Raw genomic sequence first — 20,778 nt, 5'->3', positions numbered from 1 at the left:
ATGAGCACCAACAAAGAGTTAATGCAGCGTCGTAGCAATGCCGTGCCCCGCGGCGTGGGTCAGATCCACCCGATTTTTGCCGCCCGGGCCGAGAACTGCCGGGTGTGGGACGTCGAAGGCCGTGAGTATCTTGATTTCGCCGGAGGCATTGCGGTGCTGAACACCGGGCATCTGCACCCGGAGGTGGTCAGCGCCGTGGAAGAGCAGCTGAAAAAGCTGTCGCACACCTGCTTCCAGGTGCTGGCCTATGAACCCTATCTGGAGCTTTGTGAAACCCTGAACCAGAAAGTGCCGGGGGATTTTCCTAAAAAGACCCTGCTGGTGACCACCGGCTCCGAAGCGGTCGAGAACGCGGTGAAGATTGCCCGCGCGGCGACTAAGCGCAACGGCACCATCGCCTTTACCGGGGCCTACCATGGCCGCACCCACTACACCCTGTCGCTGACCGGGAAAGTGAACCCTTACTCGGCGGGCATGGGACTGATGCCGGGCCACGTCTATCGCGCGCTCTATCCCTGCGCCCTGCACGGCATCAGCGATGACGACGCCATCGCCAGTATCCATCGCATCTTCAAGAACGATGCCGCGCCGGAAGATATCGCCGCCATCGTGATCGAACCCGTGCAGGGTGAAGGCGGATTCTATGCCACCTCCCCTACCTTTATGCAGCGCCTGCGCGACCTGTGCGACGAGCACGGCATCATGCTGATCGCCGATGAAGTACAGAGCGGCGCGGGCCGTACCGGGACCTTCTTCGCCATGGAGCAGATGGGCGTGGCGGCGGATATCACCACCTTCGCCAAATCCATTGCCGGCGGCTTCCCGCTGGCGGGCGTCACCGGCCGTGCCGAAGTAATGGATGCCATCGCCCCGGGCGGGCTGGGCGGCACCTACGCCGGGAGCCCGATCGCCTGTGCCGCCGCGCTGGCGGTAATCAAGGTCTTCGAGCAAGAAGATCTACTGGGCAAAGCCAACAAGCTGGGTAACACCCTGCGCGAAGGGCTGCTGGCTATCGCTGAAAAACACCCTGAGATCGGCGACGTTCGCGGTCTGGGGGCGATGATCGCCATCGAGCTGTTTGAAGAGGGCGACCACCATAAGCCGGACGCCGCCCTGACGGCGCAGATTGTGACCCGGGCGCGGGACAAAGGGCTGATCCTGCTCTCCTGTGGCCCGTACCATAACGTGCTGCGCATCCTGGTGCCGCTGACCGTGGAAGAGGCGCAGCTCCAACAGGGGCTGGCGATTATCGCCGCGTGTTTTGACGAGGCGAAGCAGGGTTAATCTTTACGCCCGGCGCAGGCCGGGCCGTATTCAAGGAGCACGACCATGACCATCATTTCTCAGGCAACGGCCATCGACGGCTACCGCTGGCTGAAGAACGACATTATCCGCGGGGTGTATCACCCGGATGAGAAGCTGCGGATGAGCCTGCTGACCTCCCGGTATGAACTGGGCGTCGGCCCGCTGCGCGAAGCGCTGTCGCAGCTGGTTGCCGAGGGGCTGGTCACGGTCATTAACCAGAAAGGCTACCGGGTGGCCCCCATGTCCGAACAGGAGCTGCTCGATATCTTTGATGCCCGCGCCAATATGGAGGCGATGCTGGTGCGCCTCGCCATCGAGCGCGGCGGTGAAGAGTGGGAAGCCGACCTCCTCGCCCGGATGCATCTGCTGAACAAGCTGGAATCCCGCGACGCCAGCGAGACCATGCTGGACGAGTGGGACCAGCGCCATCAGGCATTTCATACGGCGATGGTGGTGGGATGTGGGTCGCAGTATCTGATGCAGATGCGGGAGCGGCTGTTTGATCTGGCGGCGCGGTATCGGTATGTGTGGCTAAGGAAGACTGTGCTGTCGGTGGCGATGCTGGAGGAGAAGCACGTGGAGCATCAGAAGCTGATGGATGCGGTGCTGGCGCGGGATGCGGATAAGGCGGGGGAGCTGATGTATCAGCATTTGCTGACGCCGATTCCGATAATTAGGGGGGCGATGGGGGTGGGTCTGGCGACCTGAAGAGGGAAATGCACCTTAAAACAGGCACTTTGAAGTGGATGCGTGTTTGTGGGCCTGAAAGCGATGCGGCACTGGCGGATGCAGATGCGCCGCGCCCCGTCAGAACCCGTAAAACATAAAGTCAATCGCGCCTTTAATCAGGTCGCTCTGGTGGCGCAGGTCCGCCACCTTATCCCCAAAAAGTTCATTTGGCGCGGCCACAATATCGGCCGTAATAAGGCGGTATTGCTGCCCGTTGATGACTACCAGCGGGAACATCCGCTCAGGTATTTTGCTGGAGAAAAAATCACTTTTCGCGAGCGGGATCACCAGCTTCGCCCCCAGATAATCATCCGCCAGTGGGGACTGCACCTCCAGCAGGTACGGATAGGCCTTGTTCTTTCCTTTATTGCGGTAAACGCAGAATTGCATCACAGCTTCCCTAGTTCGTCAGAAAAACGGCCGTGGGTTTCAAAGAAGCGGCGCATCTCTTCCAGCCCTTCCCTGTTCTCTTCTGTCCAGCGAGCGGCCTGCAGCCGTTTCTGTTCGTCGAGCAATGCTTTATTAAGGAGAGCGGATATGTTCGCCCCAGATTGCTTCACTTCATCATAGAGGGCCGGGTCCACGGTCAGGGTAACGGCTCTTTTTGGTTCTGTACGAATCATGATATTTACCTTTATACGTATTGCGGTACATACCCATTATGGCTGGTCCGCCAGTGAAAGCAATCTGCCTTTAAGCACAACCTTCCCACAAGATAATCGGAAGGCCGTATCAGAACGTCAGGAATAATGACTAAGGGGCGCTATTTCCCTTACCTGCGGGCTTAACATCCGCCACCCAGGTAGGTAAATCCCAGGTGCCCCCGAGGTGCAAATTACGGCACATCCCGGTCGTGGCTTCGCGGCTTTTGCGGAATGTCTCACCATCCCAAATCCAGCTTGCCATGCCCCAGCAATCTCCGAGGCCGCGCCCTTTCTGACTCATGTAAATCTTACCCACATCATGATCAGAGCCGGAAACCGTGATCAGTTCTGGTTTTCCCTCAAGCTTGCTATCAACCACCCAGTAACCTTTACCTTCGTTATACGCCGCCCGCCAACAGAGCGCAGAAATCAGGGAGTGCGCATCATCCAGTGGTGTCAGGCTGATCTTTTCTGCCTCTTCATCCTCGGTAGGCTGGATGCGATCGCAGTCGCCATCCTCATTAAGCGTTGCCAGAAGTTTTGGCTTCAATACTGCCAGCTCAGGCGCAGTGAGGGGTCTTTCTTGCGATTTCTCAGGCTTAACCGGGTGAATAACCGGAGCAGGAACGGCAACCCGGACGTTGCTTTCCGGTTTATCGCCTTTTTTGGTCAGCGCGCCTGGCGTTCCGAGCCGCCCCTGAACATCATCCATTTTCAGCAGGACGGCATAGGCCCCATCACCCGAAAGCACGAACGGATCGGGTCCACCTTTAAACTCCACTTTCCCGCTGCCTTTGACCGCCGTAATAATGCCCTGGGTCTGTATGGCCGACAGTGTCCAGCCCTCTTTTTCAGACTTCACTTCTCCTGCTGGCTGGTCATTGATCCAGAGCGTCAGTTTTTCAGGCATAACATCGCTTTCACTCATTTCCGCCAACATTACTTCTCCCGAGACAGCAGTATTTGCTCCAGCCTGACGGGTGAACAATACCGACCCACCGATTCCGTCTTCAGAAGTGTACCCTGCAGCCCGGCAGGTCAGCGTGTTATCGCACACGACTTCCCAGTCCTTATGGCTGAAGGATACGCCGCTTTGTTGCGCTATTCCTGGGGCGCTCAGTATCGCCAGAGCCAATAATCCTGTCCGAAATCCGTTTTTCATGTCATCTCTCCGTAATGGGTAATACCTGTAGTTTGACCCTAATGCGCCTGCGAATAATCCAAATATTATGGCGTTTTAGAAGCGCTTTTAATTATTTTCGTAATGAATCTGTAGCCAAAAACGGCAGACAGCAGATGAAAGCCAAAGGCAACTGTCATAACAAAGTTGGAGTGTGTCTCACCGGCAGGAAAAATCATATCATAGGGCAGCAAACGGAGCAGCGCCCAAAACAGAAAGGTAAAAAGAGCTATTTTCCCGAATCGCCTTAATATGGATAACGCCCACTCTTTTGGAAGCTCAGCAGACTTCGTTTTACGGGTAATAGCGTTATAAGCGCTAATAATCACACCCATTAAAGGAACGCTGATTAGCGTGTTGATGATAAGGCTTATGTAATCGCTGATTGAATCATAGGGTTCAGGATAGGGTTCGCCTAATATCTGTTTCGTAATTTTCTCTGCTTCAGAGTAACTTATGTGCGTGTAGATGAAGGTATCCACGAGATCTTCATAGGGCATCCCCCATGCGACAGCTAGCATGACGATAAAGAAAAGTACGATCCTGATTGATGTCCATATTCCCTGTAAAAACATGCTCCACCTGATGCGCCTGAATAATATGCACGCTATGGTAAAAGGTTTATATTAATCACTCCATATTAACCGTCTGGATAGATTCTTATTTCAGTACCAGGATGATTGATTAAAGGGAGATTGTCTTTATGGAACCAACACTTGAGCAGGTTATTGAGATCATTCAGGAAAACTTCGGGCCTTATCGCAAACCTATCGACGGGAATTCACGCGTTGAAGAGGACCTGCATATCTGTGGCGACGATGGCATAGACCTTTTAGAGGCCTGTGAACAAGCCTTTACTATTTCATTTGATACTGAGGATAATAGCTTCCGTAACAGGTTCTCGCTCGCCGAGGATGAGTACCTGTTTACCGGTGAAGGACTTGATCTTTTTGGCATCTGCCGGTTTGTTGACTGGCTACGCGGCATACCGAAGCCGGTTATTCGGGATGTCACAGTAGGTAAATTGCATCGTGTAATAGTTGAAGCTGTTAGAGAGCAAAACAGGATTGAACGTATATAAATTTATTATCACTAATACAGCATTAAGCCATTCATTATATTAATAGCTAAAAGCCGTCTAATCGCGCTTATTACGTTTTATATTACTCTGGACATATTTTTATTTACTGGGTAAATTTACAGGTGTTATTTAACGCAATACGGGCATGCGCCAACATGCCCGTATTGCTCATCACAATCACTATTTAGAAGGAATAGTAATTATGACTGATATCGATTGTATTGCAGAATCACTGCAACCAGAAGTATTTGAAGCTGACGACCGCGTATTTACCGTGAGTTATGCGACGCGGTATGGAGATTACACCCGCATCCCAGCGTTTATCATGAAAGGCCTGTGGCTCAATGAAGCCGGGTTTAGCACCGGAACGAAGGTGGACGTGAAGGTAATGAAGGGCTGCATGATCCTGACGTCCCGGCAGGGAGAGCCGGAGATAGAGACGCTGATGCGTGAGGTGAGCCAACTGTCGGACCAGAAGCAACAGCAGGTGATGGACTTTGTTGGGGTGATCTCCGGGAAGCTTCGAAAGGCAGACTAAACGATGGAATGAGTAAGGCGCCGGTGGGCGCCTTTCATGTTTGTAGAAAACGGGCTGATGGGTAAAAAGCGAGGCTTCCTGAAAACATACCGGAAGCCCGGGTCATATTATTTTATAAACTGAACACTCCAGCGAATGAATTCAATTATGGAATACTGCCCAAACAGTTCACCCTCATTTGTCACCCAGATCGGGAAAAACAGTAACAGGGACGTTGTGAGCAGGCTTGTCAAAATAAAGCTCATGAACCAGCCGCTACGTAAAATCTTCCTGTTAACCGCCCACTTAGCCAGATGCTGACCCATTCGCCAGCGGACCCATCCCCTGCGCCATAAATAACCCAGGAAAGCGATCGCAATGGCAACGATGGCGATAAATAAGCCACAGTAACGCGCCAGTATTTCCAGGGAAGTGAGTAAATTATGCTGGTTATCCCAGCGCAGGAGCGGGGTAAGATAGACCCGTCCTGTCATGTCGTTGAACCAGAAGTCGCCATAGGCCGTGTACAGGGGCATAAACAGATAGATTACGACCGCGCTGAAGATTGCCCACTTCACCACCGACCAGTTCTGGACCGCCTGGGTAATGGCTTTCAGGCTGGTCAGGGCTTCATCAATATAGGTTGTGGTAACTCCTCGATTCATCGCTTCGCGGAGCATCTCCCCGGATTTACCCGCGCGGTTCGCATCCAGCATATCCTGGTGAGCTTCCGATTCCATAAAGGTGGCCACCGTTTTACGGCTAACCGCCGCAACAAGCGGGTTCAGCAACTTCCCTTTTGTGCTTCGATAGACAAGCTCATTGAGATCGTTTTTCAGCATCAACTCAACGACATGTCCCGCATCCAGTATTTGCGGATGACGACCGTAAACGACCCAGTTAACAGGTTGTTCAGCAAGCTGAGCCTGACGTAACTGGCTCGTAAATCGGGCAAAGGGTACGCTGGCGTTGTAGATAAAATTAACGTTACGAAACCCCTCATCAATACTGGAATCCGCCAGCTCAACGGCGCCATAACTTGCCAGTTCCGGGATGCCCGCTTTGTAGAGGCCATCTTTAATGAACGTCGGCACATCTTCACGATGGTAGATCAACTGGTAACGAGGCACGGCAACGCTGGCAAGCCGGGTAATGCGGGTTGTTTCGCCTGTTCCGTCGCAGGGGGAACAGCGCTGGTTTCCCGAGCCGCTACAGTGGCCGCAGTTCACCTTACCGCCTGTGCAGGTGTAGCACATCCGGTAGTGGCTCTCCGTGCGATACTGATTGGTGTAGTGATCGAAATGGCTTCGCTGTTCCAGTACCTGCCCACTTCCTCCACAGGTGGTGCAGCTCACGCGACCAGAACCATAGCACCAGGAGCAGTTGACCTGTCCGCGTCCATTGCAGCTAGTGCAGTTTTCAATTAAACAGAGGCGTGTTGGATGGGAATAGATCTCTTGCTCTTTTTCAAGAGCCCCGTAAGGCTGGGAAAGGACCAGCGCGTGAGCTTCACGCAGTGTTTCTGCCCGGGACAAGACCGCGCTGGTTTCCGCCTGGAGAGCCTCGTTGTACTGGAAATTACCCGTAAAAATCCGCGTGCCGCTCCCGGGGCTGACTCTCCCCACCTGAGTATATTCTGTAGCCTTAATACGAAAATCGAGACTTAAGTTAATCTGGTAGTCAAAATCGATTTTTTCGACCAGGTCCAGTTCAAGATTATCTGGCTGTAGCCTCGTAGAGCGTTCCACGAAGTTTTGGATGGTGGTAGAGCACGTATCCAGCCACGCGTCTTTCATCTTCATTCCCTAAATTGAGATTTGTTTCGGCAGAATGATATGGCTTTGCCTACGTCAGGCAACTACTAATAAACGGAGTTGGGGGCATTAAGCATGACGCATCGTGCATATATAAAACGAAATGAGTGGAAATCGAACTGAATTAACGCCTCGCGTAAAGCCAATAATTAATTCATTTTTATTAAATGTCATCCCACGCCTGAAAGGCCTAAAAAAACTCATAACCTCAATTTTTTAAAGGTTGCTGATCGACTGAAGCCGGAGCCAGCGCTCTTAGCCTCAGCGCATTTTCGATTTAAACCTCCACCCGCTCAAGGATCCTTCCCAGATATTCCTCAAGCTGATGTTTATGCAAATAAGCCTCAATTTCCCGCGCCCAGTTTTCTCCGTCGCCAAGCAGGGCACGACTATGAGTTGAAGCATAGAGATAGCGGGTATCATAGAGATTAATCAGCGTCTGATTTATCCCCTCAACGTTGCATGCGGGGTTTTTACGTTGCTGTAGCTCCAGCGCATGGACAATACGCTCCTGATGCTGCGGATCAGAGGGAAACTCTCTCTCATGCAGTTCACTGAGCACCAAAAACTGCGGTGGGATCCCCTCTGCAATGGCCGCCTGCAGACGATAATGACCATCAAGGATCACAAAAGACGCCAGCCCGGCAATGTGCCTGACCAACACCGGCGGCAGTGCGCCTTCACGGCATTTTTTACGCCACCATTTCAGCCGCCCCGCATCGGTGTTTATCGGGTAACGTCCCAGCAGCAAATTACCGCCCCACCACCAATCTACATACCTGACTTTTTGCGGATCCGCTAAATCAGGGAAGTCCTCGCCATAGAGCACCCAGTCGCAGCCCATATTTCCGGCGCTGGCGGGGGAATCAAATCGCCAGTCTGCGATGGGTACAGAGGGTTGTGCGGTGTGACTTACCGGTGCCATAGGCCTTAACAGCCAACGGCCCGCAGTCAGCAATGGCACTGGCGAATCCATCAGCCGCCGGGCAAAGTAGCGACACCATTCGCCTGTCCATGCCTGCGCGCCCTGCGCTTTAACCGACTCCACATCTGCCGAGGTCACTGACGGTAATAGCGCCTGCTGACCGGGATGATCGGCATTAAAGACCAGCCAGACGCCGGAATGATCTTTCAACACTGTGGCCCAGAACAGCGTCTCGCCCTGAAACTGCAATGCCATGCGCCCATGGTGGCCGCTGAGCATCTCCATGGCATGACCGGGATGCTGCTCAGCCCGGACCGTCAGCTCCAGCCCCTGCCAGCAATTGTTCCGATCCAATAAATCTTTCCACCAGTATTGCGTCATTTTCCCTTCCCTGTGAGCGGCTTGCAGTGCATTAAAAATATAGGTGATGGTAATGGCAGAGTAAATTTGGTCACCTGATTAAAGGTATTGGAGTGATATCGGCGAAGGCTTCGAGAGGCTGAGCAATCAGATAAGTAAGTAAGGCGTCGGTGGTCGCTTTTATGTTAAGCCGTTGGCCGCTCGCTGCGGTTTAAAATGAACGGGATCACATCATCGCCAGAATGCGCTTTTTCTTTTCAGCATCCATTTTTATCCAGCTCATAAGTAGCGATGCCAGGTCGTCATCTTCGGTATAGAAATACGCCAGGGGGACTTCAAGTACGGCAGAAAGCTGCTGCACAACTTCGATGTTTGCCTGATGGACGCCCTTTTCATACCGGTTAATGCGCGTGCTTGCGACAAACTCATCGATACCCGCAAGGATACCGAGACGTTTTTGAGAGAGTCCCTTCGCCAGGCGCACTTCTTTAAGACGCCGACTAAAGATTTGATTATGAGTAGTAAGTTCGTTCATAACTACGATAGTCGTAGTTATTGTACTTAGCGGATACTACGCAAAACGTAGCTTTAGAATTTTCTCTCCTTCATACATTGGTATTTCACAAAAACTCGATCCTCTTTCCAGAGTTACGATAAACGTAGTTTTCAGTATTCACCTTACGCTACGAATAACGTAGTCTTTTCTTTATAGATAGCTGACAAAAGGAAAAGCACATGAAAATGGACTGGCATAAAGCTGACATCATCGCATCGTTAAGAAAGAAAGGGACTTCCCTTGCTGCGCTCTCCAGGGAGGCGGGATTGAGTTCTTCAACATTATCTAACGCGCTTGAGAGGCCGTGGCCTAAAGGGGAACTCATTATCTCTGAGGCGATTGGCGTTTCGCCGGAGGAGATCTGGCCGAGTCGGTATTATAAGGATGGGGAGCTTGTGGATCGTCGGTTACTGATGAGGAAGAGAGTGGCGTAACCCCTGCCCGCGTACCATCCACTGAACCACCTCACAAATTCATCAATTCGATAGATTCACGGTTTACATCACCCTTCATTTGTTATGTGATCCTGTTACAGGTTTCGGTAGTTAGCTACCTCCCTCACCGTAACAGGATTTCATTGATGGAATTTTACCAGGCTGACCCTACGCTGGAGAACTACTGGCGCGGGGTGATTCTTTTTGGAAAGAACGTCGCATCTTACAAGTTCGCACTGGCCCATGCCCTGTATGAGATTGATAAGACGGGCAGCGACATCATCACCCTCGACGAACTCGCCGTGCCGTTCAGCCGCCATCTTTGCGAACACCTGAAACATGCTCCGAAGCAGATCACCTCGAGCCGCAGCCAGTTTCTGGATACCTGCGCGCAGTTTAATAACGACGAGGTTTCTCATAACCAGCTGATTGAAACTACGGTACGGCGCGGTTTTGCCAACGTGATTGATGCCTTTCACAATGTGAATGGCGGTGAGATCGAGAAACGCTTTTTCATCGATGAGCGTAAAACTAATAACGGCATCCGCCTGACGGATAACTTCTTTCATCTGGGCGAGCGTCAGCAGTATCAGAACCTGGCTTATGAAACCACTGCACGCTGGAACCTGGTCGAGCAGGCCTGGGCGATGGGCGTGTCCCGCAACCTTGTTGGCGTTGAGTTCGACGAAGATAATCAGTTGCTATTCAGCCATGTGAACGCGCGCCGGGTGAATATTACCAGCTGTCGCGACAGTTTAAACGGCTACCAGAAAGGACGTTGCTTCTACTGCTTCAAACCCATCAGCCTGACCCCGGGCGATCCTGACCTGGCCGACGTTGACCACTTTATCCCATGGGCCGCCCGCGATGAGGTTGCCAATATCAATGGCGTGTGGAATCTGGTGTTGGCCTGCCAGTGCTGTAATCGTGGTGCTGAAGGGAAGTTCGCGCGCCTGCCTGGACGCACACTCCTGCAACGATTAAATGCCCGCAACGAGTACTTTATACAGAGCAAACTTCCGCTGCATGAAACCATTGTCCAGCAGACCGGAAACCAGCCTGCCGCGCGGAAAAACTTTCTTGAAAATAACTGGAACGCTGCCAAAGTGAGGCTGTTCCATATCTGGGAACCTAAAGCCGAAGGCGAGGCCACATTTTAATGACGCTTAAATACTATCAGGACAATGCGCAGACCTTCTTCGACGGGACGGTGAATGTTGATATGTCCTCACTGTACGAGACCTTTACCAAACATCTTGCCCCGGGGGCGCGGGTGCTGGATGCGGGGTGCGGTTCCGGGCGTGATGCGAAGGCGTTTTTGGGGATGGGGTATCAGGTGGAGGCGTTTGATGCGTCGCCAGCGATGGTTGAGCTGGCGCGGGAACATACTGGGTTGCCGGTTCAGTTGATGACCTTTGCGGATGTGGACTGGAAGGAAGAGTTTGATGGGATTTGGTGCTGTGCTTCGCTTTTGCATGTTCCGGCGGTTGAGTTGCCCGGGGTGATGCGAAGACTTGCGGATGCGCTTAAGCCTGGAGGGGTATGGTACGTGTCGTTTAAGTATGGGGATGGTGAGCGGGAGGTTGATGGACGGTGGTTTACGGATATGGATGAGAAGGGGTTGCGGGTGCAATTGGGGGCGGTAGAGAAGATTGAGATTGCTGAGTTATGGCTGACTCAGGATAAACGTCCGCAGAGGGATGAAATTTGGTTGAATGCAATATTGAGTAAGGGCTTAGCCCAACGATAGTGTAATGTCATCAATCTTGCTGGTATTGAGCTGGCAACATACAACTGATGTTTTTCAGTCCCTCACATCGCTTCTCATCCACTAATTTTTATGAACCTATATCTGCAGGTTCTAATTAACTTAAACTATTGATATGCAGGCCAGGAAAGTTTGCCCTTCTGGCCCTTACAAAAAAATATTACTTAACCGTTAATAACGTACTTGGCACACCGTACGAAGAAACAAACAGCCCTTTTACCGCGCGGGTTGCAGCCACGTGGAGCAACGCTCGTTCATTAAATAATGCATCGCGCTGTTCAATAGGGTCGTCAGATGCTATTGCTTTTACTTCCGGAACAACGCCATCGTTGATACCCGCAAGGAACACATACTGGAACTCTAGCCCTTTAATGCGGTGCATCGTTGCAATGCGAACACCAGCCCGTTGATCACTATCGCCACTATCATTCCCTAAATTAAAAGTTTCAATTCCCGCTTCATTCAGAGCTGATACATAGCGCTCATTCGAATGCCTCGTGCGGGAAGTAATGCAGATATCCTGGGAACGAACATCATTGGCTAACAGTGCCTGAATTTGCTTGATAAGCGTCTCAGCCTCTTCTTTAAAATCTGAAGCATGAGTAATCATGGGTTTTTCACCGTGAAGCAATGATAAATAATCGTTGCTGGCATCAGTTTCACCATCCAGGTTGTCAACCTTAACTCCGGTTAATAACCCGACAGCAAACTGTCGCGTCTCTTCTGTAGTCCGGTAGTTAATCTTCAGTTTCTTACTACGACGCCCACGAACGTTAATCCCACACTGACCGAGCACGACTTTATTGCGGTAAATACGCTGATGTCCATCACCCACGATAAAGAGATCGTTAGGAGACTCCGGGACCAGGCTACGAAGAAGGGTAAAGGCCGGTGCACCTATATCCTGAGCCTCATCAACTACGATACTGCTATAAGGCAATTGCACCTGTTTTTCTTTAAACAGAATAATAGCCTCATGCATGGCATCCCCCATTTCTCGCAGTTTGGCACGCGCCATTTGTGCCCGGAACTCTTCGAATACAGGCCAGATTTTCGCACGCTGAATACGTGATAATGCTGTGCCACGACCAATACGGCTCACCTTCAGATATTCTTCACGGCTATAAACAGCATTCGGCTGAACAATACGTTGCCACTCTTCTGAATAAAAGTTCTCTGGTAATCCCATTTCAGTAGGGACTTGCTGCAGGGCATAGTTCCAGCATTTACGTCGCCCTTCATCGTTGTTATACACCACGCGGAAATCATATCCATGGCGTTTCAGCTGCTCACTCATCCAGGCATCAATGTTAACAACTTCAATACGCGCCATTTCATCACGACTACACAAACGCTGGAGGTTGGCGCGAATATCAGCCGCCAAGTTGCGGGTGAAGGTCGTGAACAGAATTTTCTTACCCGGTTTATCGGCCAGGCGTTGGGATAACCAACGAGCACGATGCATCGCAACGACTGTTTTTCCCGTACCTGCACCACCTAATACACGTACCGGACCATTTGCCGGAGACTCCACCAGTTTTCGCTGGCTCGGGTGCAGGAATACACGCCATTTTTCCAGTGGCGCATTGAGCATTTGCAGTAACTCCTGTTCATTTTCAACGACATGGAAGCGACGTTTACTTCGCTCAATCGCCTCAATAAAGTCGTTGGTATCAACAGGTTCATCATGATGATCGTTAAACTCTTCCAGCACTTCCTGGTACTCCAGCCCTTCTGCCAGCCAGTGTAGGGGTTCCCAGGCTTCTGCTGGCATCACGCTTTCTAGCTGATTTAGCTCATCTGTATCTACAAGAGCCATTACCTGCTCAATAAACACAGGAGGAACACCGAGCGCGAGGATCTGTTCTGCCGTGTAAGCAGTAAAGAGTTTGGGTTTATCAACAACAGCAGGTTCGGAGGCGGGTTTAATATAGCTGATATCAATCACCTGAATCGCACCAGTAACCGGGTGAATTGCACAATCATGTCGCCGTGCCCAGTCATAAGCTTCGTCGTGCTTATCCACCCACATCAGCATATATAGATCCCCCTGTTCGGGTTTCAGGACTATTCCCCGGTAGGTCTGATCAATACGCACGGAATGCACGTTATTGCTGCGCGCATCGTGGATTTTTTCGTAGTTAATTCCATTACTCGTCGGATCCTGGCGGAACTTGGAGATGAATTCCTGGACCTTTTTTTGCTGTGCTTTAGGAATCCGCGCAAAAGCCCCCAGAAAACCATCAGAAAGTGCCACCATTGGCGTTTGAACCGTCATTTGTCACCTCCGAACAGATGTTGCAATGTACTTTCGTCAATAGGCCCGCACGCAACGTGCCAACCCTTACTTTCGAATAAAGGAATAAAGTCCTGATTATCGATAATCATGGCTTGCTTTTGTAACGGCCAGGCGAGGTCGGCTTCCGCAATAATTTCGCCATCGTCATTCTGTAATTCATATCCGACTGTCGGTGCAGGTAGTGATAATGACTGAAGCAAAGCGATTTCTTCGGCACTCAATAAATCAAACTCAATTATCTCCGCCCAACTCTCATCAGACTGAATCTCTGCCACTACCGGCGTCTCAATTTTTGCCGTTCCAGACTCTTGCGGCGAGTTAACCGCTTTACGACTGGTAAACGTCATATCTGGCAAGAACTGCAATAGATTCACCATCCGCCAGAAACCGTTGAATCCAGCTTCAAAGCCATTATCTTGGGAATAGCGATCGTCAAAGCAAATATGCAACCTTAGCCAATTTCTCATTTGTTCGATACTTGTGCTTTGCTTAATGGCTTGTTGCGGTACAACAGCTGCCAGCTCAATGAACTGTTGCGATGAACTACAGCTATCCAGTAAACCACCAAATACAAACGGTTCAGCAGGCAAAAGTGCATTCAACCGATAAGCAGGAGCGTTCTCCTGCATTTCATAGGCGTACTTTTGTTTGATTCCGGTGTCCTGCGACTTTTTAGGATCCAGCCACACCCAGGTATAGGCAGCGGCCATTTTCTGCCATAGCAGAGTTTGATTACCGGGATCAGAGAGATAATCAAGTAGCAGTGCGAAACTGTTTCTCTCCCTGAATGAACCCTCTAGCGTAGCAAAGTTTGTATCATGGAACAGGTTATAAAACTTAGGCTGTTTCATATCCGGGTTATGCCCAAGCCCCATGACATCCTGAACATGTTTGAGTCCTTGTTCTTGAAGGTCTGCCCAGGTCACTGTCCATACCCAAAAATTCCCGCTGTCTTTAATTGCCTGCCGTTTTTGGACATCATCCGACACGCTATCCTTATGGAATGCAAAACCATCAAGGAAAAGTGCTACCGGTTTTATCTTCTCTGACTGTATTAGGGGGTAGAGCACATAATCTGGTCGGCTGAGGATACCAATCCCTTCTTTAACGCCTAAATCAACCTGTGCTTTGAGATGCCAGCTCATCGCTGGTTCTGTACGGGTATTAATAATCCAGCCTGCATTCTGATGGGCATAACTTCGGCTCACGAGAAGGTTTTTGTTATCTTGCAGGCAGTGAATAAACCGTTTTTCCAGTTCGCTTCCCATCATGGCATCTAGTGAAATGTTTTTGATGGAATCAATGGCCCGTATCGACGCGCTGGCCTTAAGGATTTTTGCAAGCAAAAGACGCGCCTGATCTCTCGACACATACTTCATACGCCCACGGTCACGGTAAGCGTACACACAGCGGTAGCAGCCATCTTTATGCGTATCATGGTTGCAGCTACATTCCGCTAGTGCCTTGTAGGCCAGCTCAAGTAATTTCAGCAGGTTGTCAGGTGTTCTCATCAATTCTTTGAGTGAGCCGGTCCCCCCTGGTGACCTGCCCCCAGGATTAGATACAAGGCTCAGTTAGTAATGTCGGATCCTTCACTCTCAGAATTACCCTTTCTCCAGCTCGCTGCAAATTCAGACGGCGTCTGATAATTCAGCGTGGAGTGCGGGCGACATTCGTTATAATCCTGACGCCATTCGCTGATGGTTTTCCTGGCATGATTGACGTCGCTGAACCAGTGTTCATTCAGGCATTCATCGCGAAAGCGTCCGTTAAAACTCTCAATAAATCCGTTCTGCGTCGGCTTGCCGGGCTGGATAAGTCGCAGCTCCACTCCATGCTCAAAGGCCCACTGATCGAGCGCGCGGCAGGTAAACTCCGGGCCCTGATCGGTTCTTATCGTAGCCGGATAGCCGCGAAACAGCGCAATGCTGTCCAGAATACGCGTGACCTGCACGCCTGAAATCCCGAAGGCAACAGTGACCGTCAGGCATTCCTTTGTGAAGTCATCGACGCAGGTAAGGCACTTGATCCTGCGACCAGTAGCCAGCGCATCCATGACGAAATCCATCGACCAGGTCAGGTTGGGCGCCTCCGGGCGGAGCAGCGGCAGACGTTCTGTTGCCAGCCCTTTACGACGACGTCTGCGTTTAACGCCCAGCCCGTTCAGATGATAAAGGCGGTACACGCGCTTGTGATTAACCAGAAGCCCTTCACGGCGCAGTAACTGCCATATGCGGCGGTAGCCAAAACGCCTGCGCTCCAGTGCCAGTTCAGTAATGCGCCCTGATAAATGGGCATCAGCCGCCGGACGCTGAGCGTCATAGCGGCAGGTCGACAGGGACAAACCTGTGAGTCTGCAGGCACGACGTTGCGACAGACCGGTCGCATCACACATCAACACCACGACTTCGCGCTTCTGGTCTGTCGTCAGTACTTTCGCCCAAGAGCCACCTGAAGCGCCTCCTTATCCAGCATGGCCTCGGCGAGCAGCTTCTTGAGTCTGGCGTTCTCTTCCTCAAGCGACTTCAGGCGCTTAACCTCAGGCACCTCCATGCCGCCATACTTCTTACGCCAGGTATAAAACGTGGCGTCGGAAATGGCGTGCTTACGGCAGAGTTCACGGGCAGAAACTCCGGCTTCAGCCTCGCGGAGAATACTGATGATCTGTTCGTCGGAAAAACGCTTCTTCATGGGGATGTCCTCATGTGGCTTATGAAGACATTACTAACATCGCGGTGTATTAATCAACGGGGAGCAGGTCACTATTGATGGTTATTTGTCCACTTTCGAGCAGAATCTTTTCCACTTGCATGGGAGCAAGATGCAAGGCTTTTGCAATTTCATTGATAGTATTGGATAGAGGTTCGTGTGGATTGCTAATCGTGAAGTGGTTTAGGGCTGCAGCAACGGTATCTGGATGCAATGCTTTTCTGAGAGTGGGAAAGGTGAGGCTGTAATCGTATAGCGCCAAATCATTGTTTATCAGACAGCGAAACAGCTGTTTAGTGGGATCACCTCCAGGACGGCTAGCAAATGCCAGGATTTTTGCCTGTTCGAGTCGATACAACAATGCTGCGGCATCACGATCAGGTGAGTTAAATGCTGTGTAAAGTAGCTGGCTAAATGGCATCGTAGCATTCAACCGTTTATGCTTGAGCAATGATGAAAAATGTTGGCGTGTTAGAGTGAGTAATTTACAGTCTTCTTCGATAGTCCATTTTTTCATTTTTCCTTCCTCTACATCTCAGTCTGAGATTTTCAATTATGTATTTTAAAACGAAAAAAAATAATAAAATATAAATATCGCCAAATTATCACACTAGCTGATAAAATCCATCATTACACAGCCCGCAAACTATTTAATATGAATCCAACAGATGAAAGAGCTAACTTAAACTATTAAAATCATTTACCTACCTTTTGCGAATATAACATTTAACTAATTCATTTACTGAGAAGTAAGTCATAAAGGGCTGAAAACTCTCTGCAAGATACACATAAAAAATTATGCAAAAACCATTTAATCCCAGAAAATTATATCTTAATTATGCCTTTAAATGTTAATTATTATAATAAGAAGTTATAAATCTATTGCGCTTATGTATTTCTTGAGCATAAAAAATAATTAACTGGCAACTATAATAACAATTTAAAAAAATTATGGAGATATTATATATCAGTATTAACAAATAATTTAAATTGAATAAGCTGAAATAGGTGGACTGAAAAAGCGCAAGATACCTTAATGACAACACATCTCAGACACAAAAAAAGCCGCCCTTAAGCGACTTAATTTTTGCATCTTTTGGTGCCGAAGGCCGGACTCGAACCGGCACGTATTTCTACGGTTGATTTTGAATCAACTGCGTCTACCGATTTCGCCACTTCGGCACTGAAGGGGATGCGGAAACGTTGTGGATTATACCTGTCGCGCGCCGCCATGCAAGCGGCGACGCGCTAAACCGCGCTAAGTGCCCAAAAAACCAGCGCCCCTATCAATCCAGTTCCGTAACCGCCAGCCGAATCACCCTCGCCGCCTTCTGCTCCGGCAGCGCAAGCACCTTGGCCCACATCGCCTGCACCAACTCGCAGGTGAGCTTCTCTTTGCCCACTGCGTTCTCCGGCATTACCAGCAGCTGGATCGCCACCCCGTACTGGCTGGCGAGTTCCTGCATAATCGGCCGCACATCATCCACCGCGGCAGCATGTTCCTCCGGGGTAACGGTGTGGCGATCTTTACCCCAGCCCGCGCGCATCATCTCGGCGTCGGCCTGCAGGCGGCGCTGCATCATCGGCTTATCCAGCACACGCATCGGGTTGACGCCCCCCTTCACGGCCGGGAATAAGAAGCGGAAACAGGCGTCGTCACTCACCTTCTGAATGGCGGCGGTCTGCTCCATGTTGATGGTCATCCAGGCCACCGCATTCGCGTCGGGGGCATATTGCAGGCGAGACATCTGCAGCGCGAGGATCTGCGGCTGGACCACGTCGATGATCTCCTGCTCAGACTCCCCCGCTTTCTGCATGGTGAGGATCTGCTCACGGATGCGTGTCACAAACCGGGGGTCCTGCTCTTTCAGCACCTGCCAGGAGGGCATGGCGTTGAGAACGGTATCAAGTCGATGTTCGGGGGTGTTCTGCAGGCGCTGCTTGTCGTAATAAACCCAGAAGGCCACTGCTGCGGAGATAACCGCTACCACTGCTATACGAGTCCACGCTCTTCTCATCGTTACGCATCCTTGTTCCTTTAGCTATGCCGGTTTACACCGGCACGCCGCTATGGAAGCGAAACGTATTGTCCGGTGATGAGATCAGTGTGGCTTCAATTTCGCCAAAAAGCTGTATGCGGGGAGAGATATCGTCATCGCTGACCTGTTGGGCAAGCGTCAGATAGTCCTGATAATGCCGCGCCTCGGAGCGCAGTAAGGATAAATAAAACTTCTGCAACTCCTCGTCGAGGAACGGGGCCAGCGCGGCGAAGCGTTCGCAGGAGCGCGCTTCGATGTAGGCGCCGCAGATCAGCTTGTCGATCAGCGTCAGCGGCTCGTGGGTGCGCACGGCGGACAGCATCCCTTTGGCGTAGCGGCTGGCGGTGATTTTGACATAGGGGATGTTGCGGGAGAGCATCGCCTCGCGCACCTGCCAGAAGTGGTGCAGCTCCTCTTTAATCAGCAGCACCATGCTGTCGATAAGCGCCTGGCCCCAGGGGTCGTTGGTCTTCGGCATCACGCTTTTGCCAATCTGCTTATGCAGGGCGACAAAATCCGGTTCCGGGCCTTCACGGAAGGTAAAGGCTTCATAGGGCTTGAGCCACTCGAGCAGGGCGTCGGCACCGCTCTCGTCGGCAACGTATTTTCGCACTAATAATAGCGCGGTCTGGGCGGCTTTAAGTTCGCACACCATATGGTCGGTGAGCAGCAGCGGCAGGTTGGCCGGGTCGCGGGCTTTATCAATCCATGCTTGCGGGGTCGGGCACTGGAGGAAGTTGAGAACAGGGGCGAGTATCTGCGGGTAATCCATTTTCTGCCTTAAAGTAGCGGCAGCCGAAGCTGCCGCAAATCATACTTAGTGACGCACGCCGTTATCGTCTTCGTCGAAATCTTCGTCGTCTTCTTCGTCACCCTCTTCGCCGTTCGGATCTTCGAAGTAGGTGCCCCAGCCGTCGTATTCCACTTCAAAACGTTCAGCCAGGTCCATCAGCTGTTCAACCTGGGCGTCGATCAGCTCTGCCTTCAGCGCGCCTTCGCTCAGGATGTCGCAGCAGATGACGGTGTCGCCCTCTTCCACTTCCAGCTCTTCTGGCTCTGTCACTTCGTAACCCAGACGGAACGCTTCAACCGCCAGCTTTTCCAGCGCTTCGAAATCATCCGCAGAGAAATGGTGCTCGATGGTGTACAGCGCATCCGGATCGCTGCCGTCTTCCAGCAGTTCTTCAATAATCAGTCGCGTCTCTTCGCGCTGTTCTTCCAGCAGTTCTGGGTTTGCCATGGCTCGTTCCTCTTTAAAGTGCGGCAGATACTTCTATTTTCACACACGGATGTGTTTGCCTCCACCTTTGTAAGAAAGATTTGTGAAACAGGGTTGCAACTGCATATTGATACATATAAATTGAATTTTAATTCAAAAAGTGGCCTTTGCCATGTGAGGATAAAATGTCTGAACTGTATAAAAAACACTTCCTGAAATTGCTCGATTTTACCCCTGCACAGCTCAACTCCCTGCTTGCCCTGTCGGCACAGCTGAAGTCCGATAAGAAAAAAGGGATTGAAGTACAGAAGCTTACTGGAAAAAATATCGCGCTCATCTTCGAAAAAGACTCAACCCGCACCCGATGCTCTTTCGAAGTTGCCGCATTTGACCAGGGCGCACGCGTAACTTATCTGGGGCCGAGCGGCAGCCAGATTGGGCATAAAGAATCAATTAAGGATACCGCCCGCGTGCTGGGGCGGATGTACGACGGCATTCAGTATCGCGGTCATGGCCAGATTGTTGTCGAAACCCTGGCGGAATTTGCCGGCGTGCCGGTGTGGAACGGGCTGACCAACGAGTTCCATCCGACCCAGCTGTTAGCCGACCTGCTCACCATGCAGGAGCATCTCCCGGGTAAGGCGTTTAACGAGATGGTGCTGGTCTATACCGGCGACGCGCGTAACAACATGGGTAACTCGATGCTGGAAGCGGCGGCGCTCACCGGGCTGGATCTGCGTCTGGCGGCCCCGAAAGCCTGCTGGCCGGAAGAGAGCCTGGTGGCGGAGTGCAGCGCCCTGGCAGAGAAGAACGGCGGCAAAATCACCCTGACCGAAGATGTCGCCACGGGGGTGAAGGGCGCGGACTTTATCTATACCGACGTGTGGGTGTCGATGGGCGAAGCCAAAGAGAAGTGGGCGGAGCGGATTGCGCTGCTGCGCGGCTACCAGGTGAACAGCCAGATGATGGCGCTTACCGGTAACCCGGACGTGAAGTTCCTGCACTGTCTGCCGGCGTTCCACGATGACCAGACCACCCTGGGTCAGCAGATGGCGAAGGAGTTCGATCTGCACGGCGGGATGGAAGTGACGGACGAGGTATTTGAGTCGGCGGCGAGTATTGTATTTGATCAGGCTGAGAACCGGATGCACACCATTAAAGCGGTGATGGTCGCCACGCTGGGTGAATAATCTCTGCGT

At 51.4% G+C, this 20,778-nt stretch carries 21 protein-coding genes, 1 tRNA gene and 2 pseudogenes; 9 read left to right on the top strand and 15 right to left on the bottom strand.

What is annotated here, in order from left to right:
* Together gabT and csiR are read left to right on the top strand one after the other, a co-directional pair.
* Nucleotides 1–1,284 carry a 4-aminobutyrate--2-oxoglutarate transaminase gene (gene gabT, locus G7090_RS02820; protein ID WP_166181459.1) on the top strand — a complete coding sequence of 428 codons (1,284 nt, stop codon included), beginning with the start codon at nucleotides 1–3 and terminating at the stop codon, nucleotides 1,282–1,284.
* Between the two features lie 45 nt (nucleotides 1,285–1,329).
* Nucleotides 1,330–2,013: a DNA-binding transcriptional regulator CsiR gene (gene csiR / locus G7090_RS02815; RefSeq protein ID WP_166181458.1), complete on the top strand. Its 684-nt coding sequence runs from the start codon at nucleotides 1,330–1,332 to the stop codon at nucleotides 2,011–2,013.
* 99 nt (nucleotides 2,014–2,112) lie between these two features.
* On the opposite strand, the gene G7090_RS02810 is transcribed toward csiR, so the two are convergent.
* The 4 genes from G7090_RS02810 to G7090_RS02795 form a co-directional block, all read right to left on the bottom strand.
* Nucleotides 2,113–2,424 carry a CcdB family protein gene (locus G7090_RS02810; RefSeq protein WP_106996107.1) on the bottom strand — a complete coding sequence of 104 codons (312 nt, stop codon included), beginning with the start codon at nucleotides 2,422–2,424 and terminating at the stop codon, nucleotides 2,113–2,115.
* On the bottom strand, nucleotides 2,424–2,657 hold the full coding sequence (locus G7090_RS02805) for a type II toxin-antitoxin system CcdA family antitoxin (RefSeq protein WP_166181457.1): 234 nt from the start codon (nucleotides 2,655–2,657) through the stop codon (nucleotides 2,424–2,426). The genes G7090_RS02810 and G7090_RS02805 overlap by 1 nt, the downstream gene beginning before the upstream one ends.
* 130 nt (nucleotides 2,658–2,787) lie before the next feature.
* On the bottom strand, nucleotides 2,788–3,840 hold the full coding sequence (locus G7090_RS02800) for a DUF1176 domain-containing protein (RefSeq protein WP_166181456.1): 1,053 nt from the start codon (nucleotides 3,838–3,840) through the stop codon (nucleotides 2,788–2,790).
* 65 nt (nucleotides 3,841–3,905) lie between these two features.
* Nucleotides 3,906–4,433: a hypothetical protein gene (locus G7090_RS02795; RefSeq protein WP_166181455.1), complete on the bottom strand. Its 528-nt coding sequence runs from the start codon at nucleotides 4,431–4,433 to the stop codon at nucleotides 3,906–3,908.
* Nucleotides 4,434–4,561: 128 nt separating this feature from the next.
* On the opposite strand from G7090_RS02795, the gene G7090_RS02790 reads away from it, so the two are divergent.
* Together G7090_RS02790 and symE are read left to right on the top strand one after the other, a co-directional pair.
* On the top strand, nucleotides 4,562–4,939 hold the full coding sequence (locus tag G7090_RS02790; protein ID WP_166181454.1) for an acyl carrier protein: 378 nt from the start codon (nucleotides 4,562–4,564) through the stop codon (nucleotides 4,937–4,939).
* A gap of 202 nt (nucleotides 4,940–5,141) precedes the next feature.
* Nucleotides 5,142–5,477, top strand: a complete 336-nt coding sequence (gene symE, locus G7090_RS02785; RefSeq protein WP_166181453.1) for an endoribonuclease SymE — start codon at nucleotides 5,142–5,144, stop codon at nucleotides 5,475–5,477.
* Between the two features lie 107 nt (nucleotides 5,478–5,584).
* Here symE and G7090_RS02780 read toward each other — a convergent pair whose 3' ends face one another.
* The 3 genes from G7090_RS02780 to G7090_RS02770 form a co-directional block, all read right to left on the bottom strand.
* The gene (locus G7090_RS02780) at nucleotides 5,585–7,252 is read right to left on the bottom strand and encodes a hypothetical protein (protein WP_166181452.1); all 1,668 of its coding nucleotides are present in this window, start codon (nucleotides 7,250–7,252) and stop codon (nucleotides 5,585–5,587) included.
* Between the two features lie 295 nt (nucleotides 7,253–7,547).
* Nucleotides 7,548–8,576 carry a hypothetical protein gene (locus G7090_RS02775; RefSeq protein WP_166181451.1) on the bottom strand — a complete coding sequence of 343 codons (1,029 nt, stop codon included), beginning with the start codon at nucleotides 8,574–8,576 and terminating at the stop codon, nucleotides 7,548–7,550.
* A 205-nt stretch (nucleotides 8,577–8,781) separates the two neighbouring features.
* Nucleotides 8,782–9,090 (bottom strand): helix-turn-helix domain-containing protein, encoded by a 309-nt coding sequence (locus G7090_RS02770; RefSeq protein ID WP_166181450.1) that lies wholly within the window; start codon nucleotides 9,088–9,090, stop codon nucleotides 8,782–8,784.
* Nucleotides 9,091–9,290: 200 nt separating this feature from the next.
* Between G7090_RS02770 and G7090_RS02765 the strand changes: the two genes are divergently transcribed.
* From G7090_RS02765 to G7090_RS02755, 3 genes are all read left to right on the top strand, one after another.
* Nucleotides 9,291–9,545 carry a helix-turn-helix transcriptional regulator gene (locus tag G7090_RS02765; protein WP_166181449.1) on the top strand — a complete coding sequence of 85 codons (255 nt, stop codon included), beginning with the start codon at nucleotides 9,291–9,293 and terminating at the stop codon, nucleotides 9,543–9,545.
* A gap of 146 nt (nucleotides 9,546–9,691) precedes the next feature.
* Complete coding sequence (locus G7090_RS02760; RefSeq protein WP_166181448.1) at nucleotides 9,692–10,705, top strand: HNH endonuclease domain-containing protein; 1,014 nt, start codon at nucleotides 9,692–9,694, stop codon at nucleotides 10,703–10,705.
* Nucleotides 10,705–11,295 carry a bifunctional 2-polyprenyl-6-hydroxyphenol methylase/3-demethylubiquinol 3-O-methyltransferase UbiG gene (locus tag G7090_RS02755; protein ID WP_166181447.1) on the top strand — a complete coding sequence of 197 codons (591 nt, stop codon included), beginning with the start codon at nucleotides 10,705–10,707 and terminating at the stop codon, nucleotides 11,293–11,295. The genes G7090_RS02760 and G7090_RS02755 overlap by 1 nt, the downstream gene beginning before the upstream one ends.
* Nucleotides 11,296–11,473: 178 nt before the next feature.
* On the opposite strand, the gene G7090_RS02750 is transcribed toward G7090_RS02755, so the two are convergent.
* The 8 genes and pseudogenes from G7090_RS02750 to rraB form a co-directional block, all read right to left on the bottom strand.
* Nucleotides 11,474–13,591, bottom strand: coding sequence for an ATP-dependent helicase (locus G7090_RS02750; protein ID WP_166181446.1), 2,118 nt, complete (start codon nucleotides 13,589–13,591; stop codon nucleotides 11,474–11,476).
* Nucleotides 13,588–15,153, bottom strand: a pseudogene (locus tag G7090_RS02745) (hypothetical protein); the annotation flags it as partial. The gene G7090_RS02750 and the pseudogene G7090_RS02745, both read right to left, overlap by 4 nt.
* Nucleotides 15,154–15,182: 29 nt before the next feature.
* Nucleotides 15,183–16,303, bottom strand: a protein-coding gene (locus G7090_RS02740) for an IS3 family transposase (protein WP_118929462.1) whose coding sequence is annotated in 2 segments (ribosomal slippage) — nucleotides 15,183–16,045 and nucleotides 16,045–16,303 — 1,122 coding nt in all. Because the reading frame shifts where the segments join, the coding sequence is not laid out codon by codon here.
* A gap of 70 nt (nucleotides 16,304–16,373) precedes the next feature.
* Nucleotides 16,374–16,838, bottom strand: a pseudogene (locus G7090_RS02735) (hypothetical protein); the annotation flags it as partial.
* Between the two features lie 580 nt (nucleotides 16,839–17,418).
* Nucleotides 17,419–17,503: transfer RNA gene (locus tag G7090_RS02730), tRNA-Leu, on the bottom strand.
* A 104-nt stretch (nucleotides 17,504–17,607) separates the two neighbouring features.
* Complete coding sequence (locus G7090_RS02725; protein ID WP_166181445.1) at nucleotides 17,608–18,339, bottom strand: topoisomerase II; 732 nt, start codon at nucleotides 18,337–18,339, stop codon at nucleotides 17,608–17,610.
* A gap of 34 nt (nucleotides 18,340–18,373) precedes the next feature.
* Entirely contained in the window at nucleotides 18,374–19,132 is a 759-nt protein-coding gene (miaE, locus tag G7090_RS02720; RefSeq protein WP_166181444.1) for a tRNA isopentenyl-2-thiomethyl-A-37 hydroxylase MiaE, read from the bottom strand.
* A 45-nt stretch (nucleotides 19,133–19,177) separates the two neighbouring features.
* Entirely contained in the window at nucleotides 19,178–19,600 is a 423-nt protein-coding gene (gene rraB / locus G7090_RS02715; protein ID WP_166181443.1) for a ribonuclease E inhibitor RraB, read from the bottom strand.
* Here rraB and G7090_RS23905 point away from each other — a divergent pair.
* Nucleotides 19,490–19,795 carry a hypothetical protein gene (locus G7090_RS23905; RefSeq protein ID WP_371811782.1) on the top strand — a complete coding sequence of 102 codons (306 nt, stop codon included), beginning with the start codon at nucleotides 19,490–19,492 and terminating at the stop codon, nucleotides 19,793–19,795. The genes rraB and G7090_RS23905 overlap by 111 nt on opposite strands.
* Nucleotides 19,765–20,769: an ornithine carbamoyltransferase gene (argF, locus tag G7090_RS02710; RefSeq protein WP_166181442.1), complete on the top strand. Its 1,005-nt coding sequence runs from the start codon at nucleotides 19,765–19,767 to the stop codon at nucleotides 20,767–20,769. The genes G7090_RS23905 and argF overlap by 31 nt, the downstream gene beginning before the upstream one ends.
* Nucleotides 20,770–20,778: the final 9 nt, after the last annotated feature.

Origin of the sequence: Leclercia sp. 29361 (assembly GCF_011290365.1) — a bacterium.
Classification (GTDB): domain Bacteria; phylum Pseudomonadota; class Gammaproteobacteria; order Enterobacterales; family Enterobacteriaceae; genus Enterobacter; species Enterobacter tamurae.
This window is presented reverse-complemented; position numbering and strand designations above follow the sequence as displayed.

What these genes read in the sequence shown, in the direction of transcription:
- G7090_RS02790 (WP_166181454.1), top strand. Translation starts at nt 4,562, where the DNA reads ATGGAACCAACACTTGAGCAGGTTATTGAGATCATTCAGGAAAACTTC.
- G7090_RS02750 (WP_166181446.1), bottom strand. Translation starts at nt 13,591, where the DNA reads ATGACGGTTCAAACGCCAATGGTGGCACTTTCTGATGGTTTTCTGGGG.
- G7090_RS02770 (WP_166181450.1), bottom strand. Translation starts at nt 9,090, where the DNA reads ATGAACGAACTTACTACTCATAATCAAATCTTTAGTCGGCGTCTTAAA.
- G7090_RS02800 (WP_166181456.1), bottom strand. Translation starts at nt 3,840, where the DNA reads ATGAAAAACGGATTTCGGACAGGATTATTGGCTCTGGCGATACTGAGC.
- G7090_RS02795 (WP_166181455.1), bottom strand. Translation starts at nt 4,433, where the DNA reads ATGTTTTTACAGGGAATATGGACATCAATCAGGATCGTACTTTTCTTT.
- gabT (WP_166181459.1), top strand. Translation starts at nt 1, where the DNA reads ATGAGCACCAACAAAGAGTTAATGCAGCGTCGTAGCAATGCCGTGCCC.
- symE (WP_166181453.1), top strand. Translation starts at nt 5,142, where the DNA reads ATGACTGATATCGATTGTATTGCAGAATCACTGCAACCAGAAGTATTT.
- argF (WP_166181442.1), top strand. Translation starts at nt 19,765, where the DNA reads ATGTCTGAACTGTATAAAAAACACTTCCTGAAATTGCTCGATTTTACC.
- G7090_RS23905 (WP_371811782.1), top strand. Translation starts at nt 19,490, where the DNA reads ATGGTGCTCGATGGTGTACAGCGCATCCGGATCGCTGCCGTCTTCCAG.
- G7090_RS02780 (WP_166181452.1), bottom strand. Translation starts at nt 7,252, where the DNA reads ATGAAAGACGCGTGGCTGGATACGTGCTCTACCACCATCCAAAACTTC.
- G7090_RS02760 (WP_166181448.1), top strand. Translation starts at nt 9,692, where the DNA reads ATGGAATTTTACCAGGCTGACCCTACGCTGGAGAACTACTGGCGCGGG.
- G7090_RS02775 (WP_166181451.1), bottom strand. Translation starts at nt 8,576, where the DNA reads ATGACGCAATACTGGTGGAAAGATTTATTGGATCGGAACAATTGCTGG.
- G7090_RS02765 (WP_166181449.1), top strand. Translation starts at nt 9,291, where the DNA reads ATGAAAATGGACTGGCATAAAGCTGACATCATCGCATCGTTAAGAAAG.
- miaE (WP_166181444.1), bottom strand. Translation starts at nt 19,132, where the DNA reads ATGGATTACCCGCAGATACTCGCCCCTGTTCTCAACTTCCTCCAGTGC.
- G7090_RS02755 (WP_166181447.1), top strand. Translation starts at nt 10,705, where the DNA reads ATGACGCTTAAATACTATCAGGACAATGCGCAGACCTTCTTCGACGGG.
- G7090_RS02725 (WP_166181445.1), bottom strand. Translation starts at nt 18,339, where the DNA reads ATGAGAAGAGCGTGGACTCGTATAGCAGTGGTAGCGGTTATCTCCGCA.
- csiR (WP_166181458.1), top strand. Translation starts at nt 1,330, where the DNA reads ATGACCATCATTTCTCAGGCAACGGCCATCGACGGCTACCGCTGGCTG.
- G7090_RS02805 (WP_166181457.1), bottom strand. Translation starts at nt 2,657, where the DNA reads ATGATTCGTACAGAACCAAAAAGAGCCGTTACCCTGACCGTGGACCCG.
- G7090_RS02810 (WP_106996107.1), bottom strand. Translation starts at nt 2,424, where the DNA reads ATGCAATTCTGCGTTTACCGCAATAAAGGAAAGAACAAGGCCTATCCG.
- rraB (WP_166181443.1), bottom strand. Translation starts at nt 19,600, where the DNA reads ATGGCAAACCCAGAACTGCTGGAAGAACAGCGCGAAGAGACGCGACTG.